The organism is Streptomyces sp. NPDC053432 (genome assembly GCF_055585365.1).
Window position 1 is genome coordinate 273,100 of record NZ_JBVJKF010000009.1, and the last position, 22,519, is coordinate 295,618.

Genomic DNA, 22,519 nt, shown 5'->3' on the forward strand with positions numbered 1-22,519 from the left:
GCTACTTCAGGCGTTCGGCGACGCGGTCGCGCATCGACGCCATCGTGAAGCCCTTCGGGTCGATCTTGCCCGGCTGCCATTCCAGGTGGCCGATGACCGAGCGGGAGGTCCAGCCGTGGACCCGGCAGACCGCCGCCGCCGCGCGCGCGATGGCGTCCAGCTGGACCGCCGGCCACGGGTCCTTGCCGTCGCCGAGGTTCTCGCATTCGAAGCCGTAGAAGTGGCGGTTGCCGTCGGTGTCCGCCTCGTTGTCGGGCGGGAGGCGCTTCTCGGCGATGACCGCCGCCAGGACGTCGGAGTCCCCGGCGCCGGCGTGGTTGGCGCGGCCGTAGCCGACCAGGTGGACGCGGCCGTCCTTGGCGATCACGCCGTGGCAGAGGGGGCCGGGGAGCTCTTCGTGGCCGTCGCGGCAGAGGCGGACGGTGTACGGGGTGCCGTGCGTGACGGTGTGGTGGATCATCACCCCGTGCACCGGGCCCCACGGGCCCCTGTGGTTGCGGTTGTGGGTGCGCCAGGCGCCGACCTCGACGACGGTCAGGCCTTCGCGGCGCAGTGCGTTGATGAACCGGTCCGCGGACATGGGTGCGGCCATGGCCGCCTCCTTCGTTGCGGTGCTGACGGACACCCTGTGTGTCCGGCTGGTCACGCTACGGTTTAGCGGAGGCGGCCCTTCCGTCGCTAGGGCGGGATCCGGCCAGCTTCTAGGCGGAAGCCAGCCACATGTCGGGGCCGAACACCTCGTAGTGGATGTCCGCGGCCGCAACGCCCTTGGCGAGCAGTTGCTCGCGCACCGCCCGCATGAAGGGGAGCGGGCCGCAAAGGTAGGCCTTGGTGCCGGGGGCGACGGGGACGGGGCCGAGGTCCATGAGGCCGGTGCGGTGGCCGGGTTCGGCCGACTCCTCGTACCAGAAGTGGGCGGCGGCGTCCGCGAGCTTGTGGGTCAGGGCCTGGTGGTCGCCGCGCAGCGGGTGGTCGGCGGGGGAGCGGTCCGCGTGCACCACGGTGACCGGGGCGGTGTGCCCGGTGTCGGCCAGGTGCTCCAGCATCGAGAGCATCGGGGTGCAGCCGATGCCCGCGGAGGCGAGCAGGACCGGGGCGTCGGAGTCCCGCAGGGTCAGGTCGCCGTACGGGGCCGAGACGCGCAGGGTGTCGCCGACGCGGACGCGGGCGTGCAGGTGGCCCGAGACCTCGCCGTCGGGGCCCGCGGCGGCCGGGCCGTGCACCCGCTTGACGGTGATGGCGCGGACCGGGGAGCCGGGGGAGGTGGAGAGGCTGTACTGGCGGATCTGGCGGGCACCGTCGGGGAGTTCGACCTGGACGGAGACGTACTGGCCGGGCAGGTGCGCGGGGGCGGGCGCGCCGTCCGCCGGGGTGAGCCGGAAGGTGGCGCAGTCCGCGGTCTCCTCGATGCGGGCGGTCACCGTCCACTCACGCCAGACGTCGCCGGCCAGCACCTGCCGCTCGGCGTACAGGCGCTCCTCGATGGCGATGAGGGCGTTCGCCATGAGCCAGTAGACCTCGTCCCACGCGGCGGCGACCTCGGGGGTGACGGCCTCGCCGAGCACCTCGGCGATGGCCTCGAACAGGTGCTGGTGGACGACCGGGTACTGCTCACGGGTGACGCCGAGGGAGGCGTGCTTGTGGGCGATGCGGTTCAGCATGACGTCGGGGCGCGTGGCCGGGTGCTCGACGAGGTACGTGGCGAAGGTCGCGATGGAGCCGGCGAGGGCCTGCTTCTGGAGGCCGGCGTTCTGGTTGCCCCGGTTGAACAGGTCGCGGAGCAGCTCCGGGTGGGCTGCGAACAGCTTCGTGTAGAAGAGCTCCGTGATCTCGCCGATGGCGGCTCCGACGGCGGGCAGGGTGGCTCGTACGGTCGCCGTCGACTTCTCGGAAAGCATGCAGGACTCCTCGCGTGTGGTGGTGCGGCGGTGCGGATAATTGGCATCTGAGATGCGCATTTTGAGGCCGAAAAAAGGTCCGCCGCGGTGCGGACCTCCGTTCGGGCTTGCCGTCAGGCTGAGCCTAGGCGGGCCGAAGGTGAGCGGAAACCGGCCATCCGGCCCGGATCGTCAGGGCCGTTCGGCCCCTGTCGGAGGACCGCCCGAAATGCCCAGCAGCATCGGCCCCGTGGGGGCCGCGACCAGGTCGTCGACCGTCAGCGGGTCCAGTGCGGCGAAGAAGGCCTCCTGCGCCCGGCGCAGCGCGCCGCGCAGGATGCAGGCCGACCGCAGGGGGCAGGGGACGGTGCCGTCGCAGTCCACGACGTCGCCGGGGCCCTCCAGTTCGCGGACCACCCCGCCCACCGAGGCGGCCCGCCCGGCGGTGGTCAGGGTGAGCCCGCCGCCCCGGCCGCGCCGGGCCTCGACCAGACCGAGGTGCTGCAGCCTGGCGACCACTTTGGCGGTGTGCGTGTAGGGGACCTGTATGGTCGCCGCGACGTCGCGCGTGGTCGGCAGGTCCGTCTCCGCGACGGCCAGGCGCATCAGGATGCGCAGCGCCAGGTCGGTGAATCGGGTCAGCCTCATGGGCTGACCGTAGAAAACTTGCATCCTCAATGCAAATTAATGGCCGAAAGTGGTGGGGGCCCAGGGGCGTGCGGGGCGTGCGGGGGAGGGCGCGAGCCCCAAAGAATGCCCCGCACCCGTACGGAGTAGTCCCACCCTTTTGTGTAATGGTCTCATCACGCTACGTACTGAAAGGCTGCACCCCGCAGATCCATGGAGTGATCGAAGGGGAAATTCATGTCGGTCCAGGCAGGTTCCGAATCCGAGACCCGGACGCCGCAGCGCAGTCTCGGGACATCGGCCGCGCGGAACTTGGCAACCACGACCAAGTCCGCGCCGCAGATGCAGGAGATCACCTCACGGTGGCTCCTGAAGATGCTCCCGTGGGTCTCGGTGCAGGGCGGCACCTACCGCGTCAACCGCCGGCTCAGCTACTCCGTCGGCAACGGCATCGTCGAGTTCGTGAAGACCGGGAACCAGGTCCAGGTCATTCCCGCCGAGCTGGGCGAACTCCCCCTCCTGCGCGACTACGAGGACGAGGCGGTGCTCACCGAACTCGCCCAGCGGTGCCGCCAGATCGACTTCGAGGCCGGACAGGAGCTCACCTCCTTCGGCAGCCCCTCGGACCAGGTCTTCCTCCTCGCCCACGGCCGCATCGACCACGTCGGCCCCGGCCCCTACGGTGACGACGCCGTCCTGCAGACCGTCGCCGACGGCGCCTTCTTCGGCGAAGACTCGCTCGTCGATGAAGAATCGATTTGGGAGTACACCGCCCGCGCCGCCACCTCCGGCACCGCCCTCGTCCTCACCCGCCAGGACTTCCAGCTGCTCGCCGACCGGGTCGACTCCCTGCGCGAGCACGTGGAGCGCGTACGGACCACGCCCGAGCAGCGCACCAACAAGTACGGCGAGGCCGCGATCGACCTCTCCGCCGGACACCGCGGCGAGGCGGTGCTCCCCGGCACCTTCGTCGACTACGAGGCCCACCCCCGCGAGTACGAACTCTCCATCGCGCAAACGGTCCTGCGGGTGCACACCCGCGTCGCCGACCTCTACAACCAGCCGATGAACCAGACCGAGCAGCAGTTGCGGCTCACGGTCGAGGCGCTGCGCGAGCGCCAGGAGCACGAGATGCTCAACAACACCGACTTCGGCCTGCTCCACAACGCCGACTACGACCAGCGCATCCAGCCCCACGACGGCGCCCCCAGCCCTGACGACATGGACCAGCTGCTCAGCATGCGGCGCGGCTCCAAGCTCTTCCTCGCGCACCCCAAGGCCATCGCCGCCTTCGGCCGCGAGTGCAACAAGCGCGGGCTCTACCCGGAGTCGGTGGAGATCGACGGCCATCGCGTGCCGTCCTGGCGCGGAGTGCCGATCTTCCCCAGCAGCAAGATCCCGATCAGTGACGCCCGCACCACCTCCATCCTCTGCATGCGCACCGGCGAGGACGAGCAGGGCGTGATCGGCCTGCACCAGCCGGGCATCCCCGACGAGATCGAGCCGAGCCTGTCGGTCCGCTTCATGGGGATCAGCGAGCAGGCGATCATCTCGTACCTGGTCACCGCCTACTTCTCCGCCGCGGTGCTGGTGCCGGACGCCCTCGGCATCCTGGAGAACGTCGAGATCGGCCGCTGGCGCTGAGCGCGGGGAGCGCAGTGAAGGGGGGATCGCCGTGAACGCCATGAGCACCGCTCTGACCGCGGGCGAGGGCCAGGAGGCCGGGGTCCTGCTGGAGCGTGCGAGGGAAGCGGTCGGCCCGCGGCTGCGCCGGGCGGTGGAGAGCCTGCCCGGTTCGATGCGGCGGGTCGCGATGTACCACTTCGGCTGGGAGCACGAGGACGGCACGCCTGCCGCGGGCAGCACGGGGAAGGCCATCCGGCCGGCCCTGGTCCTGGCCGCCGCGCAGGCCCTGCGGGGGCCGGGCGGGGAGGTGGAGGACTCCGTACGGACCGCGGCGGTCGCCGTGGAACTGGCGCACAACTTCACGCTGCTGCACGACGACGTCATCGACCGGGACGTCCAGCGGCGAGGTCGGTCCACGGCCTGGACCGTCTTCGGCATCCCTGACGCGATCATCACGGGCGACGCCGTGATGGCGCTCGCGCTGCGGCTGCTCGCGGAAGACCCGCATCCGGCCTCCGCGGAGGCCGCGGCCCGGCTCACGGCCTGCGTCATCGAGCTGTGCGGGGGCCAGCAGGCCGACTGCGCCTTCGAACAGCGTCCGCACGTCTCGCTCGACGAGTGCCTCACGATGGCCACCGCCAAGACCGGGGCGCTGCTCGGCTGCGCGTGCGCACTGGGCGCGCTCTACGCGGGGGCCGGCCCTGAGGAGGTCGAGGCGATGGACGCCTTCGGCCGGGAGGCCGGGCTGGCCTTCCAGCTGATCGACGACCTGATCGGCATCTGGGGGGATCCGGGACACACCGGCAAGCCCGCCGGGGCGGACCTGATCGCCCGCAAGAAGTCCCTCCCCGTCGTCGCCGCCCTCAACTCGGGCACCTCGGCCGGGGAGGAACTGGCCGCCCTGTACGCGGGACCCATGACCGGGGACGACGTACGCAGGGCCGCCGAGGCGGTGGAGCGGGCCGGCGGCCGCGACTGGGCGCAGGCCCACGCCGCGGACCGGATGGGCCGGGCGGTGCAGCAGCTGTCCCGGGCCGTCGCGGACCTCGGGGCGGCAGGCGGGCTGCTGGCGCTGGCGGAGTTCGTCACGCGCCGCACGAGGTGAGCGGAAGGATTTGAGCGGGGGGAAGGCCTGTTCCGGCACCGTACGGCGCCGGAACAGGCCTTTCCGCATGCTGGGCCCAACTCTAGGATTCCTCAAGGACGTTGAGACTTGAGCGAAGGGTGTGCCCAGTGGTACTGGAGATACGTCAGGCCGGTCAGCCGGACCGGGACGCGGTGGCGCGGCTGCTCGACGAGGCCTTCCGCACCGACCCGGTGAGCAGCTGGGTCTTCCCGGACCCTGCCCACAGGGCCGCGGTCCACGGGAAGTTCCTCGGGGTCTTCGTCGACGTCGCCCTCGCCGAAGGCCGCGTCGACTACGCCGTGGACGGCTCGGCGGCCGCGCTGTGGCTGCGGATCCCGGCGGGGGAGCCGGAGGGCGAGGACGAGATCCCGGCGAAGATGCGGGCCGTGGCCGACCCGGACAACGAGCGCTGCGAGCTGGTCGGCCGGCTGACGGGCGCGGTGCACCCCACGGCGGAGGAGCACGAGTACCTGCTGATGATCGCCGTCGCCCCCGGCCGGCAGGGCCAGGGCCTGGGCTCCGCACTGATGCGCCCGGTACTGGAACGCTGCGACCGCGAGGGCGTACCGGCGTACCTGGAGGCGAGCAGCGAGCGCAGCAAGGCGCTCTACGAGCGGCTGGGGTGGGAGTTCACGGGAGAGGCGGTGCGGCTGCCGGACGGCCCCCTGATGTGGCCGATGTGGCGCAAGCCGCAGCCCTAGAGAATCGGCTTGTCTAACCACTGCAAGTGAAGTACTTTACTCGCAGCGCCCCGGGGCGGGGTGCTGCCCAAAGGAAGAGACTCGCTTGCGCAAGCTCACGTACTTCATCGCCACGTCGGTCGACGGCTTCATCGGAGCCCCCGACGGCGACGGTGACTTCTTCTACTCCCACGTCGATCCCGAGTTCCTCGACCTCCTCACGGCCGAGTACCCGGACACCGTCGCCCGCCTGGGCCGCGACCACCTCGGGATCGCCGACGCGCCGCTCCAGCGCTTCGACACCGTGCTGATGGGCCGGGCCACCTACGACGTGGGGTTCAAACAGGGCGACAGCAACCCGTACGGCCACCTGCGCCAGTACGTGGTCTCGCGCTCCCTCACCGCCTCCCCGGACCCGCAGGTCGAGCTGATCGGCGGCGACGTGGTGGCCAAGGTCCGCGAGCTCAAGGCCGAGGACGGCCTCGGCATCTGGCTGTGCGGCGGAGCGGACCTCGCCACCCAGCTGATCGACGAGATCGACGAGTACATCGTCAAGACGTACCCGGTGTTCGTGGGGACCGGCATGCCGATGTCCCGCGCCGGATTCGGGGTGCGGCCGCTGGAGCTCACCAGCTGCACCGCCCTCGGCGGCGGCCAGGTCATCACCTCGTACGCGGTCAAGCGCTGACCGGGCGAAAGCGGGAAACCGGCCTACCGTAGAGGTATGGCCGGTGAACAGCAGCAGTGGCGCCCGCACGAGACGATCGCCCCGCACGCCGGGCACGAGCAGCAGACGTGCCCGACGTGCGGGAGCCCCGTCGATACGGTGCTGAGGCGGCGCAAGTCCCTGGGGATCTTCATCCCGTACTGGACTCCGGGCCCCTGCCGGAACCCGGAGTGCCCGGAGTACACCGCCCCGGAGGGCTAGGTCAGCCCTTCGTCCCCATTCCGGAGGCGACCAGGCCGTTGGCCCACAGCTGGTTCACGCGCGAGCGCTCGGTGCTGTTCGGATAGGCGTTCGTGCACGACGTGCCCGGGCCGCCGCCCGACATCAGCTCGCTGCACGGCCCCGAGTAATGGTCCGGCAGACCGAGCACGTGACCGGTCTCGTGGGCGGTCACCCGGGTGGAGTCGTACTGCTGGTTCTGCCGGTAGTCCAGGAAGATGTACCCCCGGCCGTGCCCGTCCGTGCTGGCGTAGGAGCCGCGCGAGTCGTTGCCCTCGTAGTACGAGAAGTTCCCGCCCGAGGACACCTCCTGCAGCTTCACGTTGGACACCGAGCTGTTCCATATCTGGGTGGAGCGGGCGATCTGCGTACGGAAGCTCGGCGCGTTGCGGGTGTTGTAGGTGACGGTCACGGCCAGCACGCCGGGGTTCGCGGCGCGCTGCTCGGCGACCGAACGCTGCACGGCCTCGAAGAATGCCCGGTTGGCGGCCTCGTTCTCCGTCGAACGCTCGTACGCGGCGTACGTCGAGGCGTTGCCGGCGGCGGGCGCGGCGCTGGCGGTGGGGGCGATTCCGCCGAGGGCGGCGGCGAGACCGAGGCCGATGGTTCCGGCCAGAGCGGCCTTACGGGAGTGGCGCATGTGGGGGAGCTCCTACTCGTCCGGTGCGGTGGGGGGTGGTCGTTCGGTACCGGAGTCTGCGGGAGCGGAAGCGGGCGGCGGATGATGTCAGCCGCCGATAGCACGGACTTATCGGGGAGGTTTCGGAAGGCCAACCTCCGTGAGAATGGCGGGATTCGAGGGCCTGAAGACGGCTGGTGCGGTTCGCCCGGCCCGGCCTACCCTCTGGGGCATGGAGCTTGAGGTCAGGCACCTGCGGGCGCTGTGCGCCATCGCCGACGCCGGCAGTCTGCACAAGGCCGCCCGGCAGCTCGGCGTGAGCCAGCCCGCCCTGACGACTCAGCTGCGCCGCATCGAACGGGCCCTGGAGGGCGAACTGTTCCTGCGGGAGCGCACCGGCTGCCGGCCCACCCCCTTCGGGCACACGGTCCTCGGCCGGGCCCGGCCGCTGCTCGCCGAGATGGCCGCGCTGGTCGCGGAGGCGCGGGCGCAGGCCCGCGGACACCGGCTGAGCATCGGCTCCACCGCCAGCCGGGCCCTGCCGGGCTGGCTGCGCCGGCTGCACCGGCGGCTGCCGGACACCGAGACCTCCCTGGTGGTGGACGTCTCCGCCAACGCGCTGCTGCGGATGGTCGCTTCCGGGCAGCTGGACGTGGCGTTCGTGCACGAGGTGGAGGGCAGCCCGCTGACGGTGCCGGCGGGGCTGGAGCTGCGGGTGCTGATGGAGCGGGAGCCGCAGTTCGTCTCGATGTCCAAGGACCATCCGGCCGCGAGCTCGCCCGTGGTGGCGTTACGGGACCTGGCCGGCGACCGGTGGACGGTGGACCCCTCGGTGGACGGCGAATGGGACGGCCTGCGGCGGGTGTTCGCGGGCGCCGGACTCGACCCGCCGGTGCTGCACGCGGACTACCACACGGCGACCTCGCTGATCGTCTCGGGCGAGGCGGTGGCGCCGTGCCAGCCGACGTCCGGGCCGCGGGACGACATGGCGATCCGGCCGCTGTCCGGGGATCCGCTGGCGGTGCGGCTCCTGTTGGCGACGCGGCCGGGTGCGCACGCGGAGGTCTTCGAGGACCTGCGTGCCGCGTACCGCGAAGCGGCCCTGCGTGCCGCGCCGTACCGTGCCTGGCTCCGCCACCACGCGAGCCCCCTCCTGGAAGCGGCCTAGCCCACCCGCCCCCCCGGGGCTCCGCCCGGGACCCGGTGCCACGCGCCCCGATCGCCGGCGCGGCTCAGACCCCCGGGGCTCCGCCCCGGACCCCGCGCCTCAAACGCGGGCGGGGCTGTATGTGCCCCCGGCGCACCCGCCCGACCGGGCGGCGCCGCCCGGCCCCGGACCCCGCGCCTCAAACGCCGGCGGGCTGGTTCTGCGCGCTGTCGGCCCCCATGTGCGAGTAGTTCCCGGGTCCGGGCGGAGCCCGGGGAACGGTGGAAGGGCGGGTAGGGGAGCGGCTCCGCGCAGCGGCACCACGATCGGCGGCCCCCCACGGCATCGCGCTTGACTTCACCCAACCGCGATATATCGTGTTCACCAGAAGACGCGATATGTTGCGAGCGTCCTCGCGAGAAGCAGCCCGGTCCCGCACGCACCGAGAAAGGATCAGCACCATGGCAGAGCAGAAGACGTGGTCGGCCGCCGAACCGCAGAAGCTCACCTTCGAGGAGCCGGTGACCGAGCTCCGCGTCCGGCTCGTGAGCGGCACGGTCAACGTCGTCGCCGCCGAAGACGGCCCCGCCCGGCTGGAGATCGGCGAGGTCGACGGCCCGCCGCTGTACGTGGTGCAGGAGGGCGGCACCCTCACCGTCTCCTACGAGGACCTGCCATGGAACGGCGCGCAGGGCTTCAAGGAGTGGTTCGACCGCAAGCCGTGGAAGGCGTGGTCCGGCAAGTCCGCGACCGGCCGCAAGGCATGGGAGCGCAGCGCCTCGGTCACCCTCACCGTCCCCGCCGCCACGCGGGTACGCGTCGGCGTGGTCGACGCGACCACCTTCGTGTCCGGGATCTCCGGCGGCACCGACGTCCACGGGGTGTCCGGCGACGCGACCCTCGTGGGCCTCTCCGGCCAGGTCAAGGCGCACACCGTCTCCGGCAGCGTCGAGGCCCAGTCCGTCACCGGCGAGCTCGGCTTCCACTCGGTCTCCGGCGGTCTGACCGTGGTCGACGGAACGGCCACGAACGTACGCGCCGACTCGGTCAGCGGTGACATGCTCATCGACCTGGACCTCGACCCCGCCGCCGCCCGGCCCGTCGACATCGCCCTCAACTCCGTCTCCGGCCAGGTCGCGATCCGCCTCCCGCACCCCGCCGACGCGCGGATCGAGGCCAACACCGCCACCGGCGGCGTCTCCAACGCCTTCGAGGACCTGCGGGTCTCCGGCCAGTTCGGCTCCAAGCGGATCACCGGCACGCTCGGCGCCGGCACCGGCACCCTGCGGGCCACCACCGTGTCCGGCGGGATCGCGCTGCTGCGCCGGCCGGCCGCCGACACCTCGGAAACCCCCCTCGCGCTCGACAAGAAGGTGCTCTGACATGCCGCCCGTCTTCGCCCACGGCCGCCTCCGCCTCTACCTGCTCAAGCTCCTGGAGGAGGCGCCCCGCCACGGATACGAGGTGATCCGCCTCCTGGAGGAGCGTTTCCAGGGCCTGTACGCCCCTTCCGCGGGCACGGTGTACCCGCGCCTGGCCAAGCTGGAGGCCGAGGGTCTGGTCACGCACGCCACCGAGGGCGGGCGCAAGGTGTACTCCATCACCGAGGCCGGCCGCGCCGAGCTGGCCGACCGCAGCGGTGAACTCGCCGACCTGGAGCTGGAGATCCGCGACTCCGTGACCGAACTGGCCGCCGAGATCCGCGACGACGTCCGGGGCGCCGCGGGTGACCTGCGGCGCGAGATGCGGGCGGCGGCGTCCGCGTCGGCGACCCGGGTCGACGACGAGTCCTGGAAGACGATCAAGGAGGAGATGGGCAGGGCGCGGGCGGAGTGGAAGGAGCAGGCGCGCCGGGCGAAGGACGAGAGCCGCCGGGCCCGTGAGGAGGCGCAGGCGGCCCGCCGCCAGGCCAAGGAGGCGCAGGAGCGGGCCCGCGAGGAGGTCCAGCGGATCGCGGGGCAGCTGCAGGAGCAGTTCGCCAGGTCGGGGGGCGTGCTGGGGAACCTGGCCGGTGCGTGGCTGGGTGGCTCGGCACCGAGTGCGCCGTCCGGCTCGGCCGCCGTGACGGACTGGGCCGAGGACCTGGTCCCGTCCGGGGACCCGGCCCGTGACCTCGACCGGCTGCTGGACCGCTTCCGCGACGAGGTACGTGATGCGGCGCGGGACCACGGAGTGACGGCGGCCCGGGTGTCCGAGGCCCGGGCCGACCTGGCGGCGGCCGCGGCCCGCCTCTCGGCCACCCTCCGCGGCAAGCCGTAGCCCCGGCCGCGGCCCGCCCGCAGGGGCTCCGCCCCGGCCCCCGCTCCTCGGACGCCCGCTCGGGGCTGGGGGCCGGTGCGCCCGCGCCGGGGGTCAGGCCGCCAGGGCCGACTCCGCTGTCGAGTAGGTGACTCCGTGGTCCGTCAGGACCTCCGCCGGGGTGCCGGGGCGGGAGAGGAGGGCCAGGAGGAGGTGCAGGGTGCCGATGTGGCGGTCCTTGCGGCCGAGTGCGATGCGCAGGGACTGCTCCAGGGCCTTCTTCGCCCCCTGCGCCAACGGGACGTGGCGGCCCTCCGGTTCCGGGCGGCCCAGGGCCGAGCGGAGCGAGGAGCCCAGGGTGCGTCTGCGCGGTTCCGGGGCGGACAGGGCTCCCTCGCCGTGCGTCTCCTCGACGCGCGAGACGATCTCGGTGAGGTCGATGCCCAGGTCCGCCAGGGCCTCCTCGTCGGCCCTGGACATGCCGCCCCGGCGGCGGGCCGCGGCGAGGTCCGCCGCCACCGCGGCCCGGTCGACGCCCAGCGGGTCCAGGGCGCCCAGCGCCAGCAGGGAGAGGAGCAGGTGCTCCTCGGTGACCGTGGCGGCGCCCGCCCCGCGGGCCTCGGCGACGGCGCCCGTGACCGCGGCGCGTGCGTCCCCGGTGAATCGCTCGAACATCAAAGCCTCCCATGCTTCTTGTGCACGGCCTGCCGGCTCACACCCAGCTCGGCCGCGATCTCCTGCCAGGACCACCCCTGCGCGCGGGCACTGCGTACCTGTACGGCCTCCAGCTGCTCCAGCAGTCTGCGGAGGGCGGCCACGGCACGCAGGCCCACGCGCGGGTCGCGGTCACCGGCCCGTTCGGCGAGATCGGTAGCTTCCGTCATGCATGTCAATGTAGGTTGACGCGGGAGGGGCGTCAACCCCAGTTGACACGCGGGAGGTGGGAGGCGGATGTCAGGGAGTGAGGACCACCTTGCCGAAGAGGTCGCCCGATGCGACCTTCTCGAAGCCCTCCCGCGCCCGGTCCAGCGGCAGGACCTCGTCGATGACCGGCCGCAGGCCCGTCGTGGCGCAGAACGACAGCAGGTCCTCCAGCTCGTCCTTCGAGCCCATCGTCGAGCCGACCACCTTCAGCTCCAGGAAGAAGATCCGGGTCAGCTCCGCGTGCGCCGGCCGGTCGCCGCTCGTGGCGCCGGAGATGACCAGGGTGCCGCCGGGGCGCAGGGACTTCACCGAGTGCGACCACGTCGCCGCACCGACGGTCTCGATCACCGCGTCGACCCGGTGCGGGAGACGGGCGCCCGGCTCGAAGGCGTCCACCGCGCCCAGTTCCACGGCCCGCTTGCGCTTGCCCTCGTCGCGACTGGTGGCGTAGACCCGCAGGCCCGCCGCCTTGCCCAGCGCGATGGCGGCGGTCGCGACCCCGCCCCCCGCGCCCTGGACCAGTACCGAATCACCGGGGCGGACGCCCGCGTTGGTGAAGAGCATGCGGTACGCGGTCAGCCAGGCCGTCGGGAGGCAGGCGGCCTCCTCGAAGGACAGCTCGGCGGGCTTGCGCAGCACGTTCCAGGCGGGCACGGAGACCTGCTCGGCGAAGGTGCCCTGGTAGCGCTCGGTCAGGATCGAACGGGGCTCGTCCGGGCCGACTCCGTGGCCGCTCTGGCCGATCACGGAGTGCAGGACGACCTCGTTGCCGTCCTGGTCGATCCCGGCGGCGTCGCAGCCGAGGATCATCGGGAGGCTCTCCTCGCCGAGGCCGACTCCGCGCAGCGACCACAGGTCGTGGTGGTTGAGGGAGGCGGCCCTGACGTTCACGGTCACCCAGCCGGGCCGGGCCTCGGGTGCGGGGCGTTCGCCCAGCACGAGGCCGTTCAGCGGCTGGTCACGGTCGATTCGGGCGGCATAGGCAGCGAACATGCGGCGACGCTACCGCTGGGTAGGCGCGGGGTTCCAGCCCCTTCGGGACCGGGGAGGTGAGGTCTTCGTCGCACCCGGCCGGTACGCGGGCGCGGTCCGCGGCGGCTGCCGGGCCGGCCGGCGGCACACGCCGCGACCCCACCGGGCGGGCCGTCGCGCACGAAGGCGGGGCCCCGGCCGGATCACTCCGGCCGGGGCCCCGCCCCCACTGCTCAGCTCGGCGCTCAGGCCAGGCGGGCCACGCCGTCGGCCTTCGCCGCCGCGGCCACGGCCGTGGCGACGGCCTCGGCGACGCGCGTGTCGAACGGCGACGGGATCACGTAGTCGGCGGTGAGCTCGTCGTCCGCGACGACACCGGCGATGGCGTCGGCGGCCGCGATCTTCATGTTCTCGGTGATCCGGGAGGCGCGGACCTTGAAGGCGCCCGCGAAGATGCCCGGGAACGCGAGCACGTTGTTGATCTGGTTCGGGAAGTCCGAGCGGCCCGTGGCCACGACCGCCGCGTACTTGTGCGCGACGTCCGGGTGGACCTCCGGGTTCGGGTTCGCCATGGCGAAGACGAACGCGTCCTTCGCCATCGAGGCCACGGCCTCCTCCGGAACCGTGCCGCCGGAGACGCCGATGAAGACGTCCGCGCCGGCCAGCGCCTGCTCCAGCGAACCGGTCTGGCCGGTCTTGTTGGTCAGGCCCGCGATCTCCGCCTTGACGTCCGTCAGGTCGGTGCGGTCCGCCGAGACGACGCCCTTGCGGTCGGTGACGCAGACGTCGCCGATGCCCGCGTCCACGAGGATCTTCGCGATGGCGATGCCCGCGGCGCCGGCGCCCGAGATCACGGCGCGCAGGTCGCCGAGCGTGCGCCCGGTGAGCTTCGCGGCGTTGCGCATGGCGGCCAGCGTCACGATGGCCGTGCCGTGCTGGTCGTCGTGGAAGATCGGGATGTCGAGGGCCTCCTGGAGGCGGCGCTCGATCTCGAAGCAGCGGGGAGCGGAGATGTCCTCCAGGTTCACGCCGCCGAAGGACGGCGCGAGGCGGATGACCGTCTCGACGATCTCGTCCGTGTCCTTGGTGGCGAGCGCGATCGGAACCGCGTCCACGCCACCGAACTGCTTGAAGAGGATGGCCTTGCCCTCCATCACGGGGAGGGAGGCCTCGGGACCGATGTCACCGAGTCCGAGCACGGCCGTACCGTCGGTGACGACGGCGACCACGTTGGACTTCCAGGTGTACTCGTTCACGAGCTCGGGCTGCTCGGCGATGGCGGTGCACACCTTCGCCACGCCCGGCGTGTAAGCCAGGGACAGGTCGTCCTTGTTGTTGACCGGCACGGTGGCCTGGACGGCCATCTTGCCGCCACGGTGCAGCGCGAACACCGCGTCCGGGTTGTTGTCCGTAACGCTGCTGTCACTGCGAGGGTTGACGATCTCCGCTGCCACTTGATGTGACCCCTTAAGTCCTTTGAATCGTTGAGGGTGGCCACTCCTGGTTAAGGGGTGGGCGGGCACCGAGTACGTACTCCGCTTCGACGGTTGGCCCGTCTCCGCGGAGGGGAGGTTCGTACGCGCGGGCGCGCCGCACGCGCGCCCTGAGCCCCGGATGAGGGGTGTAAGGATCTGTTCTACCCGAAGAACACTCACCCAGACGAGTCGATTCCGTCTCGACTGTAGGTCTTCTGTCCCGCTTTTGGCCAAAAGTCCAAACCTTGATGTCCGGCAGGCGAGACGGACCGAAGAAACTCTTGAGAAAACGCCTGGTCACGGCAGTATCTGCGGCAGCGACGGCCCTGTCCCGCAGTCCTGTTGGGTCACCCCGGTCGCCCGTTATGCGATTTTGACCTGACGGGCAGCCTGAATGTCTCAGTCCGAATGGCAAGATGCCGTAATCACACAAGGTCGCGACACTCGATGGTGCGTGTCCGACCGCTTCTCGATCCTTTTCCACCAGCCGGAGGAACGAAGCCATGACCGCAAGCACCACCCGTCGTACGACCGCCGCCCGGTCCCGGATCGCCGCGGTCGGCGCGATCGCGGTCGCCGGCGCCCTGGTCCTCACCGGCTGTGGCGACCAGACGAAGAGCAGCAGCTCCTCGACCCCCTCCGGCGGCACGCAGAAGGACAGCTCCGCCCCGCTCTTCTCCGCCCTGCCGAAGAAGATCCAGGACGCCGGTGTCATCAAGGTCGGCACGGACTCCGCCTACGCCCCGATGGAGTTCGTCGAGAACGGCAAGATCGTCGGTGTCGACCCCGACATCGCCGAGGCGCTCGGCAAGCAGCTCGGTGTGAAGTTCCAGTTCACCGCGGGCACCTTCGACGGCCTGATCACCTCGATCTACACGGGCCGCGAGGATGCGATCATGTCCTCGATCACCGACAACAAGAAGCGCCAGGAGGGCCTGGACGACAAGGGCCAGAAGATCGGCAAGGGGATCGACTTCGTCGACTACTTCTCCTCCGGCCTCTCGCTCCTCGTCAAGAAGGGCAACCCCGAGGGCATCAAGTCCATGGACGACCTCTGCGGCAAGACCGTGGCCGTCCAGCGCGGCACGATCTACGAGGACACCTTCAAGGCCCAGGCCGAGAAGTGCGGTGACAAGAAGCTCACCATCCAGGCCTTCGACACCGACGCCGAGGCGCAGACCCGCGTCAAGGCCGGCGGCGCCGTCGCCGACCTGAACGACTACCCGGTCGCGGCCTACACGGTGAAGACCTCCGGTGGCGGCAACGACTTCGAGATCGCCGGTCAGCAGAGCGACGTCGGCCTCTTCGGCATCGGCGTGAGCAAGGACAACACCCAGCTCCGCGACGCCCTGAAGCAGGCCCTCGACGCCGCGATCAAGGACGGCTCCTACGCCAAGGCGCTGGAGAAGTGGAACGTGCAGGACAGTGCCGTCAAGTCCGCGACGATCAACGCCGGCCAGTAGGTCAGTCCCGCCCCGCTCCACGCTCCACTGAAGGGCAGTCATTGTGACTGACAAGATCGAAAAGGGTCCGGCCGACAACCCGCCGGCCGGGCCCGGCGCCTCGGGTACCCCGTACGAGGCCATCAAGGCCATCCCGGTGCGGCACTACGGCCGCTGGGTCAGCGGCGTCGTCGTCGTCGCGCTGCTGGCATGGATCGTCTACGCGTTCTACAACGGCAACGTCATCTGGGCCACGGTCGGCGACAAGCTGTTCGACCCGGCGGTTCTGACCGGTCTCGGCAACACCGTGATCATCAGCGTCTCGGCGATGGCGCTGGGCCTCGCGCTCGGCATCGTGTTCGCGGTGATGCGCCTCTCCAAGAACCCGGTGACGGGCGCCGTCTCCTGGCTCTACATCTGGTTCTTCCGCGGCACCCCGGTGTACGTCCAGCTGCTGGTGTGGTTCAACCTGTCGCTGATCTTCCAGTACATCAACCTCGGTCCGATCTACAAGAACTACACCGTCGACGTCATGACCCCGTTCATGGTCGCCCTCCTGGGCCTCGGCCTGAACGAGGGCGCCTACATGGCGGAGATCGTCCGCGCCGGCATCCAGTCGGTCGACGAGGGCCAGACCGAGGCCGCCCACGCGCTGGGCATGCCGCAGTCGAAGACCATGCGCCGGATCGTGCTCCCGCAGGCGATGCGCGTGATCATCCCGCCGACGGGCAACGAGTTCATCAACATGCTGAAGACCTCCTCCCTGGTCTCGGCGGTGCAGTACACCGAACTCCTGCGGGCTTCGTCGAACATCGGCAACACGGCCGGCGCCATCATGGAGATGCTGTTCGTGGCCTCCTTCTGGTACCTCGCCCTGACCAGTGTGTTCAGCGTCGGCCAGTACTACCTGGAGCGCCGCTTCGCCCGTGGTTCCACCCGGAACCTGCCGCCGACGCCGTTCCAGCGTCTGAAGGCCAACCTGAACATGTTCCGCCGCACGGAGGTCGCGCGATGACCGCTCAGCCGATGGTCAAGGCCGAGGGCGTCCACAAGTCGTACGGCGCCGCCCACATCCTCCGCGGAATCGACCTGGAGGTCGCCCCCCGCGAGGTCTTCTGCCTGGTCGGTCCGTCCGGCTCCGGCAAGTCCACCTTCCTGCGGTGCATCAACCACCTGGAGCGCATCAACGCCGGCCGGCTCTCGGTCGACGGCGAGCTGGTGGGGTACAAGCAGAAGGGCGACAAGCTCTACGAGCTGAAGGACAGCGAGGTCGCGGCCCAGCGCCGGGACATCGGCATGGTCTTCCAGCGCTTCAACCTCTTCCCGCACATGACGGCCATAGAGAACGTCATGGAAGCCCCGGTCATGGTCAAGGGCGAGTCCAAGGCGGTGGCGCGCGAGCGCGCCGTGCGCCTGCTGGACCGCGTGGGCCTCGGCGACAAGGGCGGGAACTACCCCTCCCAGCTCTCCGGCGGCCAGCAGCAGCGCGTGGCGATCGCCCGCGCGCTGGCCATGGAGCCGAAGCTGATGCTCTTCGACGAGCCCACCTCGGCGCTCGACCCGGAGCTGGTGGGTGACGTCCTGGACGTCATGCGGGACCTGGCCGAGTCGGGCATGACCATGATCGTGGTCACGCACGAGATGGGCTTCGCCCGCGAGGTCGGCGACAACCTGGTCTTCATGGACGGCGGCGTCGTGGTGGAGTCCGGAAACCCGCGCGACGTGCTGGGCAACCCGCAGCACGACCGCACCAAGGCGTTCCTCTCCAAGGTGCTCTGAGCGCTCCGCGGGAAACGTGGTCGGGGAGCTGTGGGCCGGCCGTGGCCGGTCGCGCAGCTCCCCGCGCCCCGGAAGGGGCAGCGGCAAGGGGCGGTACGGATATTCCGTACCGCCCCTTGCCGCTGCCCCGTGAAGTTACTGCTTCAGACCTAGGACCAGTGCGTCCGAGGGGGAGCGCCAGACCGTGCGGGCCTCCGCGAAGCCGGCGTCGAGCAGCGTGCGGACGTGCCAGGCCTCCGGCGGGGTGTCCCCGTCGGCGTGCTCGCCGTAGATCGCGAAGCGCTGCTTCACCGGCTCGGCCAGCAGCGGGTCCGCGGCCGCCAGGGCCCACCACTCGCGCCAGTCGGCGACCCCGGCCGCCTTGGCCCTGTCCATGGCGGCGTGCCGGTGGGCGTGCTCGGCGGCGTCGATGCGCGGGGTGGCCGGGTCGGGCATGTGGTCGGCGTTCATGAACACCCCGCCCGGGGCCACCAGCGGCGCGAGCTGCCCGTAGAGGACGGCGAGGTCCTCGCTGTGCAGCCAGTGCAGGGCGGTGGCCGTCAGGACCGCGTCGTACGTCCCGTGGGGGAGCGCCGAGCGCCAGTCCGGGTCCTTGAGGTCCGCGGCGACGAAGGTGACGCGCGGGTCGTCGGCGAAGTGGCCCGCGGCGATCGTCAACAGGGCCGGGTCCAGATCGACGCCCGTACTGGTGGCTCCCGGGAACCGCTTGAGGACGCGGTCCGTAATACTTCCCGTACCGCACGCGAGGTCCAGTACCCGGGGGGTGGGGCCGACCAACGCCTCGACCATGTCCAGCATCACCCGGAACCGCTCCTCGCGGTCGGGCATGTACCACTCCTGCTGCCTGTCCCAGCTGTCCTGCCAGGCCTGCCAGTACCCCGCGGTGGTGTCGGTCGTCGTCGCCGCAGCTGCCGCATCCGTCGTATCCGCCATCACGAACCCCCTCGTACGTAATACCCTCGAAGACGTCTCAGCCGTTACCGAGACACTAATCCGCATCCGTAAGGACTACAAGTGGAACTGGCCCATTACTCGGACTTCGCCGTGCGCCTGGTCAACACCGAGGAGCCGGCCCGCAACAAGGACTCGCTCACCTCGGTGGACGCCGTCCGCGCCCTGTTCGGCGCCAGCCAGCAGATGGCCCGCCGCGTCACCGACACCGACGTGACCCGCTTCCGCAACGTCCGCGCCCGGCTGCGCGCCGTCTTCGAGGCCGCCGACGGCGGCGACCACGTCCTCGCCGTCGACCTCCTGAACTCCCTGCTCATGGAGTTCCCCGTCAGCCCCCAGGTCTCCGGCCACGAGACCCTCGACGAGACCGGACGCCCCGACTGGCACATCCACCTCGCCGACCACCCCTCGAACGCGTCGGCCGGCTACGCCGCCATCGCCTCCTTCGGGCTGGCCTTCCACCTCACCGAGCACGGCCCCGACCGCCTCGGCCTCTGCCAGGCCGCTCCCTGCCGCAACGCCTACCTCGACACCTCCACCAACCGCTCCCGGCGCTACTGCTCCGACCGCTGCGCCACCCGCGCCAACGTCGCCGCCTACCGTGCCCGCAAGCGCCTGGAGGCCGAGGCGTCCGCCCGCAGCGGCCGCAGCGCCGACACCGCCCAGGACAGCCACGCCCTCAGCGAACGCTGACCCTCCTCGCGCGCCCGCAGCCGCAGGACCGCCGTCGCCAGCACCAGCTCGTCGGGCACCGGCCCGTAGACGGTGCTGTCGCCGGTCTCGTTGTACGGGTTGTCGCCCAGAACCCACCAGCAGCCACCCGGCCGCCGCTCCGCCGCCCGCTTCACCACCAGCAGGTCCTGCTGGAAGGGGTGACGCAGCACGACCACCGAACCCGGCCGCACCCGGGCCCCGTAACGGACCAGCAGCTGGTCGCCGCTGAGCAGCGTGGGCACCATCGACGCCCCCGTCACCTCGACCAGCCCGAACTGCTTCCGCGGGCGTCTGTTCTCCACCATCCGTGTCCTCCTCGTCACACCCGCATGCTGCCGCACGGCCCCGTACGTTCGCTCACCGGTCCGGCCGAGCACCTGGACTTTTGTCCTAAGCCCATGGGGGCGCCCGCGAAATCCGGTTCCCCAGCGAGTAATCTCCCCCCTGAGAAGACGATCACGAGGAGGACACACTCCAATGCTTTCCCGCCTCTTCGCCCCCAAGGCGAAGGTCTCCGCCCACTGCGATCTGCCGTGCGGCGTGTACGACCCTGCCCAGGCCCGCATCGAGGCCGAGTCCGTCAAGGCCGTGCAGGAGAAGTACCAGGCCAACGACGACGCCGACTTCCGCGCCCGCGCCATCACCATCAAGGAGCAGCGCGCCGAGCTCGCGAAGCACCACGTCTCGGTGCTGTGGAGCGACTACTTCAAGCCGCCGCACTTCGAGAAGTACCCGCAGCTGCACACCCTGGTCAACGACACCCTGAAGGCCCTCTCGGCCGCCAAGGCGTCGAACGACCCGGCGACCGGCGCGAAGGCCCTTGAGCTCATCGCCGAGATCGACCGCATCTTCTGGGAGACCAAGGCCGCCTGATCCGGCGCCCTGTGCACCCGGTGCGCCGCTGCCCGGCGCACATGCGAGAACGGCCCGACTGCCTGCGTGGCAGCCGGGCCGTTCTCGTCAGCGCTTTCGCTCAGTCGTCGGCGTCGTCGTCCTCGTCGTCCAGACGGGCCAGCCAGGTCGCCAGGCGCTCCACCGGGACCTCGAAGTCCGGGTTCAGGTCGACGAAGGTCCGCAGCTGCTCGGCGAGCCACTCGAAGGTGACCTCCTCCTCGCCGCGCCGCTTCTCCAGCTCCTCGATGCCGCGATCGGTGAAGTACAAGTCGGGCTCCGTGTCCAGGGGGGTGTTTCCCGCCAGGATAATCCGCCTGCCCGCGGGAACCTCCCGTCAGCGGCGGCCCCGGGTCTAGCCTGGACGCCCAACGAGCGGGGGGCGTGGATGACGGACGGGCGCACGGGCGGATCCGGACGCGCCTACGAGCTCCTGGAACCCCTCGTTCTGGCCGCGACCGTACGCGTCCACGCCCCGCCGGACGGGTATGGAACCCCTGGGCCCACTGCCACCTGGGGGAGCGGCTTCTTCGTCGCCCCCGGCTGGGTCCTGACGTGCGCGCACGTGGTCGGCGAAGGGGGTGGGGCCACCATGCGCATCACCGGGCGCGAGGTCGGCATCACCTACCCCTCGGGAGCCGGCGGCGCCACCTGGACCGTCGTCGGGCGGGTGGAACGCGTACTGCCCGAGCGGCTGGAGGAGCGGCGGCCCGCCCGCGGCGCCCTGTGGGACCTGCCCGACCTGGCCCTCGTGAAGGTGCTCTCGCCCGTCTCCCACGCCTGCGTCTGGCTGACCGACCGCTCCAGGCCCCGCTTCGACGAGGCCGCCTACTTCGGCTGCACCGAGGACCTCGGCACCCCCGAGATCACCGGCCGCACCACCCGGCTGCTCGGCGTCGCGGGCAACGGCGCCGCCATCCGGCTCGGCGACGACGACGAGATCGAGCCCGGGATGTCCGGCGGACCCGTGGTCGACCTCACCCGCGGCGAGGTCGTCGGCGTGGTCAAGGCCCGCCGGAACACCGGCGGCGGCGGACTCGCCGTGTCCGTGGTCCAGCTCAGGACCCTGCCCGCGGGCGGCGACGGGCAAGCCGGGCTCTACCAGCGCGTCATGCAGGCCCACGACCGCCACCACTACGACGAACACCTCAGCGACCTCGACACCCGCCGGACCTGGACCGACGTGCAGGACGAGCTCGCCGCCCCGGACGGAGACCCCTACGGCGGCCGCGGCCGGCTCGCCCCCGGCGAACGCACCACCCTGTTCGGGCTGCTCGCCGAACTGCCCCCGCCGGGCTCCTCCGAGACCGTACGCGCCCTCGTCGAGGCGGCCCGCGGCGAGGAACCGGACCCGCATCCGCCCGCCCCGCTGAGCTGGCGCGACGGGATCGGCATGCTGTACGACCCGCCGAGCGGGCGGGGCGAGGCCGAGGCGATGCTCCGCTACGCCACCGACGTGAGCGTGGCCGACCACCGCGAGCCGTCCCCCGCCGGCGCGGACGAGGACCTGTGGGAGTGGACCCGGGCCGCCGCCGTGCGGCTGTGGCGCCCCCAGCGGCGCGAACTGGGCGAACGCCGTGAGCGGGGCCTGCTCGACCGGGCGGAGCGGCTGCACGCCGTCGCCGGGCGGGTACCCCGCGGGCCCGGGACCCGGCAGCCGGGCGGCCCGCCCGCCGGGGCCTCGGCCCTGCTGGAGCTGTGGGCGCACGCCTGGGAGACCGACGTCTACGACTGGCGGGTCTCGGTGCTCGCCGGCCCCGCGCACCCGGGGCGGCTGACCCCGGTGGACTCGGGCGTACGGGCCGTGATGCGCGAGCTGCCCGAGGTGCTGCGGGACCCGCTCGCCGAGGCCTTCCGCCGCGCGGACACGGACGAGGCGGCCGCCATGCTCGAAGTCGCCGTCGGCCCCGAGCTGTTCGGGGCCGCGGTCGACGAATGGAAGCTGGCGGGCGGCCTGCCCGTGGGGGTGCAGCGGCCGGTCGTCTTCCGGTGGGCGGCGGGCAGCCGGGCGCCCGTGCCCGCGGCCGCCGCCCGGTGGGCCCGCGTGCAGGCGGGGCCGGTCCTGGACGAACGGGCCGACTGCGTGCGCGGCCGCCCCCGCAGCCCGTCCCCGTTCTGGCTGGCCGCGCTCCCCGACAACACCGTGCCCGTGCACTGCCGGGCTCCCGCGCGGGAACCCGCCCTCGGCTCGCTGCACGCCGTACGGGACGCCGGCTACGGGGTCGTGATGCTCCGGCGGCCCCCCGCCGACCCGGCGGCCCCGTGCGCGCCGTACCACCGCGGGCAGCGGGAGGAACTGGGCGACGCCTTCCGCGGCGAGACGCTGCCCAGCCGCCTGCAGCACCTGCGCAGACGGCTGTACGACGCCGATCCCGACGCCTACTGGGCCTCGGGATCGGGACTGGTGTGGGAGGACCCGGCGCGGCCGCTGCCGGACGACGAGCCCCTGCAAGGGGATCTGTGACGGCGCGGCGGGACTCGACGA

25 protein-coding genes are annotated in these 22,519 nt (G+C 71.6%); 14 read left to right on the top strand and 11 right to left on the bottom strand.

Annotated features, from left to right (window positions below; translation table 11 throughout):
• Window position 1 precedes the first annotated feature (1 nt).
• The 3 genes from ACZ6Y1_RS17965 to ACZ6Y1_RS17975 form a co-directional block, all read right to left on the bottom strand.
• Complete coding sequence (locus tag ACZ6Y1_RS17965; RefSeq protein ID WP_469629890.1) at window positions 2–592, bottom strand: N-acetylmuramoyl-L-alanine amidase; 591 nt, start codon at window positions 590–592, stop codon at window positions 2–4.
• A 109-nt stretch (window positions 593–701) separates the two neighbouring features.
• Window positions 702–1,898, bottom strand: coding sequence for a globin domain-containing protein (locus ACZ6Y1_RS17970; protein WP_469629893.1), 1,197 nt, complete (start codon window positions 1,896–1,898; stop codon window positions 702–704).
• Window positions 1,899–2,069: 171 nt separating this feature from the next.
• Window positions 2,070–2,525: an RrF2 family transcriptional regulator gene (locus ACZ6Y1_RS17975; protein ID WP_469629896.1), complete on the bottom strand. Its 456-nt coding sequence runs from the start codon at window positions 2,523–2,525 to the stop codon at window positions 2,070–2,072.
• A 216-nt stretch (window positions 2,526–2,741) separates the two neighbouring features.
• Here ACZ6Y1_RS17975 and ACZ6Y1_RS17980 point away from each other — a divergent pair, with 216 nt between their 5' ends.
• The 5 genes from ACZ6Y1_RS17980 to ACZ6Y1_RS18000 all read left to right on the top strand — a co-directional run bounded on the left by ACZ6Y1_RS17980 (window position 2,742) and on the right by ACZ6Y1_RS18000 (window position 6,864).
• Window positions 2,742–4,148, top strand: coding sequence for a family 2B encapsulin nanocompartment shell protein (locus tag ACZ6Y1_RS17980; protein WP_469629900.1), 1,407 nt, complete (start codon window positions 2,742–2,744; stop codon window positions 4,146–4,148).
• Window positions 4,149–4,188: 40 nt separating this feature from the next.
• The gene (locus ACZ6Y1_RS17985; protein WP_469630007.1) at window positions 4,189–5,235 is read left to right on the top strand and encodes a family 2 encapsulin nanocompartment cargo protein polyprenyl transferase; all 1,047 of its coding nucleotides are present in this window, start codon (window positions 4,189–4,191) and stop codon (window positions 5,233–5,235) included.
• Window positions 5,236–5,369: 134 nt separating this feature from the next.
• A complete protein-coding gene (locus ACZ6Y1_RS17990; protein WP_469630010.1) occupies window positions 5,370–5,957 on the top strand; it encodes a GNAT family N-acetyltransferase in 588 nt (195 codons plus the stop codon).
• Window positions 5,958–6,042: 85 nt separating this feature from the next.
• On the top strand, window positions 6,043–6,624 hold the full coding sequence (locus tag ACZ6Y1_RS17995) for a dihydrofolate reductase family protein (RefSeq protein WP_469629903.1): 582 nt from the start codon (window positions 6,043–6,045) through the stop codon (window positions 6,622–6,624).
• 36 nt (window positions 6,625–6,660) lie between these two features.
• Window positions 6,661–6,864, top strand: coding sequence for a hypothetical protein (locus ACZ6Y1_RS18000; protein ID WP_469629906.1), 204 nt, complete (start codon window positions 6,661–6,663; stop codon window positions 6,862–6,864).
• Between the two features lies 1 nt (window position 6,865).
• On the opposite strand, the gene snpA is transcribed toward ACZ6Y1_RS18000, so the two are convergent.
• A complete protein-coding gene (snpA, locus tag ACZ6Y1_RS18005) occupies window positions 6,866–7,522 on the bottom strand; it encodes a snapalysin (RefSeq protein ID WP_469629909.1) in 657 nt (218 codons plus the stop codon).
• A 211-nt stretch (window positions 7,523–7,733) separates the two neighbouring features.
• Here snpA and ACZ6Y1_RS18010 point away from each other — a divergent pair, with 211 nt between their 5' ends.
• The 3 genes from ACZ6Y1_RS18010 (at window position 7,734) to ACZ6Y1_RS18020 (ending at window position 10,907) form a co-directional block, all read left to right on the top strand.
• Entirely contained in the window at window positions 7,734–8,669 is a 936-nt protein-coding gene (locus ACZ6Y1_RS18010) for a LysR family transcriptional regulator (RefSeq protein ID WP_469629912.1), read from the top strand.
• A 440-nt stretch (window positions 8,670–9,109) separates the two neighbouring features.
• On the top strand, window positions 9,110–10,030 hold the full coding sequence (locus ACZ6Y1_RS18015) for a DUF4097 family beta strand repeat-containing protein (protein ID WP_469629915.1): 921 nt from the start codon (window positions 9,110–9,112) through the stop codon (window positions 10,028–10,030).
• Between the two features lies 1 nt (window position 10,031).
• The gene (locus tag ACZ6Y1_RS18020; protein WP_469629918.1) at window positions 10,032–10,907 is read left to right on the top strand and encodes a PadR family transcriptional regulator; all 876 of its coding nucleotides are present in this window, start codon (window positions 10,032–10,034) and stop codon (window positions 10,905–10,907) included.
• A 93-nt stretch (window positions 10,908–11,000) separates the two neighbouring features.
• Here the strand turns inward: ACZ6Y1_RS18020 and ACZ6Y1_RS18025 are convergent, their stop codons facing one another.
• The 4 genes from ACZ6Y1_RS18025 to ACZ6Y1_RS18040 form a co-directional block, all read right to left on the bottom strand.
• Window positions 11,001–11,561, bottom strand: coding sequence for a Clp protease N-terminal domain-containing protein (locus ACZ6Y1_RS18025; RefSeq protein ID WP_469629921.1), 561 nt, complete (start codon window positions 11,559–11,561; stop codon window positions 11,001–11,003).
• Window positions 11,561–11,770: a helix-turn-helix domain-containing protein gene (locus tag ACZ6Y1_RS18030; protein WP_042818984.1), complete on the bottom strand. Its 210-nt coding sequence runs from the start codon at window positions 11,768–11,770 to the stop codon at window positions 11,561–11,563. The genes ACZ6Y1_RS18025 and ACZ6Y1_RS18030 overlap by 1 nt, the downstream gene beginning before the upstream one ends.
• Before the next feature lie 70 nt (window positions 11,771–11,840).
• A complete protein-coding gene (locus tag ACZ6Y1_RS18035; RefSeq protein ID WP_469629924.1) occupies window positions 11,841–12,803 on the bottom strand; it encodes a zinc-binding dehydrogenase in 963 nt (320 codons plus the stop codon).
• 224 nt (window positions 12,804–13,027) lie between these two features.
• Entirely contained in the window at window positions 13,028–14,236 is a 1,209-nt protein-coding gene (locus ACZ6Y1_RS18040; protein ID WP_469629926.1) for an NAD(P)-dependent malic enzyme, read from the bottom strand.
• A gap of 524 nt (window positions 14,237–14,760) precedes the next feature.
• Between ACZ6Y1_RS18040 and ACZ6Y1_RS18045 the strand changes: the two genes are divergently transcribed.
• From ACZ6Y1_RS18045 to ACZ6Y1_RS18055, 3 genes are read left to right on the top strand one after another with little or no spacing between them, the layout of a single operon-like run.
• Window positions 14,761–15,720 (top strand): ABC transporter substrate-binding protein, encoded by a 960-nt coding sequence (locus ACZ6Y1_RS18045; RefSeq protein ID WP_469629930.1) that lies wholly within the window; start codon window positions 14,761–14,763, stop codon window positions 15,718–15,720.
• A gap of 43 nt (window positions 15,721–15,763) precedes the next feature.
• Window positions 15,764–16,714, top strand: coding sequence for an amino acid ABC transporter permease (locus ACZ6Y1_RS18050; protein ID WP_469629934.1), 951 nt, complete (start codon window positions 15,764–15,766; stop codon window positions 16,712–16,714).
• Entirely contained in the window at window positions 16,711–17,478 is a 768-nt protein-coding gene (locus ACZ6Y1_RS18055; protein ID WP_469629936.1) for an amino acid ABC transporter ATP-binding protein, read from the top strand. Before ACZ6Y1_RS18050 ends, ACZ6Y1_RS18055 begins: the two co-directional genes overlap by 4 nt.
• A gap of 135 nt (window positions 17,479–17,613) precedes the next feature.
• On the opposite strand, the gene ACZ6Y1_RS18060 is transcribed toward ACZ6Y1_RS18055, so the two are convergent.
• Window positions 17,614–18,411, bottom strand: coding sequence for a class I SAM-dependent methyltransferase (locus tag ACZ6Y1_RS18060; protein ID WP_469629939.1), 798 nt, complete (start codon window positions 18,409–18,411; stop codon window positions 17,614–17,616).
• Between the two features lie 81 nt (window positions 18,412–18,492).
• Here ACZ6Y1_RS18060 and ACZ6Y1_RS18065 point away from each other — a divergent pair, with 81 nt between their 5' ends.
• The gene (locus ACZ6Y1_RS18065) at window positions 18,493–19,122 is read left to right on the top strand and encodes a CGNR zinc finger domain-containing protein (protein ID WP_469629942.1); all 630 of its coding nucleotides are present in this window, start codon (window positions 18,493–18,495) and stop codon (window positions 19,120–19,122) included.
• Here ACZ6Y1_RS18065 and sodX read toward each other — a convergent pair.
• Complete coding sequence (gene sodX / locus ACZ6Y1_RS18070) at window positions 19,026–19,448, bottom strand: nickel-type superoxide dismutase maturation protease (RefSeq protein WP_469629945.1); 423 nt, start codon at window positions 19,446–19,448, stop codon at window positions 19,026–19,028. The two genes, ACZ6Y1_RS18065 and sodX, sit on opposite strands and share 97 nt — an antisense overlap.
• A gap of 172 nt (window positions 19,449–19,620) precedes the next feature.
• On the opposite strand from sodX, the gene sodN reads away from it, so the two are divergent.
• A complete protein-coding gene (gene sodN / locus ACZ6Y1_RS18075) occupies window positions 19,621–20,016 on the top strand; it encodes a superoxide dismutase, Ni (RefSeq protein ID WP_030709803.1) in 396 nt (131 codons plus the stop codon).
• A 100-nt stretch (window positions 20,017–20,116) separates the two neighbouring features.
• Here the strand turns inward: sodN and ACZ6Y1_RS18080 are convergent, their stop codons facing one another.
• A complete protein-coding gene (locus ACZ6Y1_RS18080; RefSeq protein WP_469629951.1) occupies window positions 20,117–20,305 on the bottom strand; it encodes a DUF6104 family protein in 189 nt (62 codons plus the stop codon).
• 117 nt (window positions 20,306–20,422) lie between these two features.
• Here ACZ6Y1_RS18080 and ACZ6Y1_RS18085 point away from each other — a divergent pair, with 117 nt between their 5' ends.
• The gene (locus ACZ6Y1_RS18085; RefSeq protein WP_469629953.1) at window positions 20,423–22,498 is read left to right on the top strand and encodes a VMAP-C domain-containing protein; all 2,076 of its coding nucleotides are present in this window, start codon (window positions 20,423–20,425) and stop codon (window positions 22,496–22,498) included.
• The last annotated feature ends 21 nt before the right edge of the window (window positions 22,499–22,519 follow it).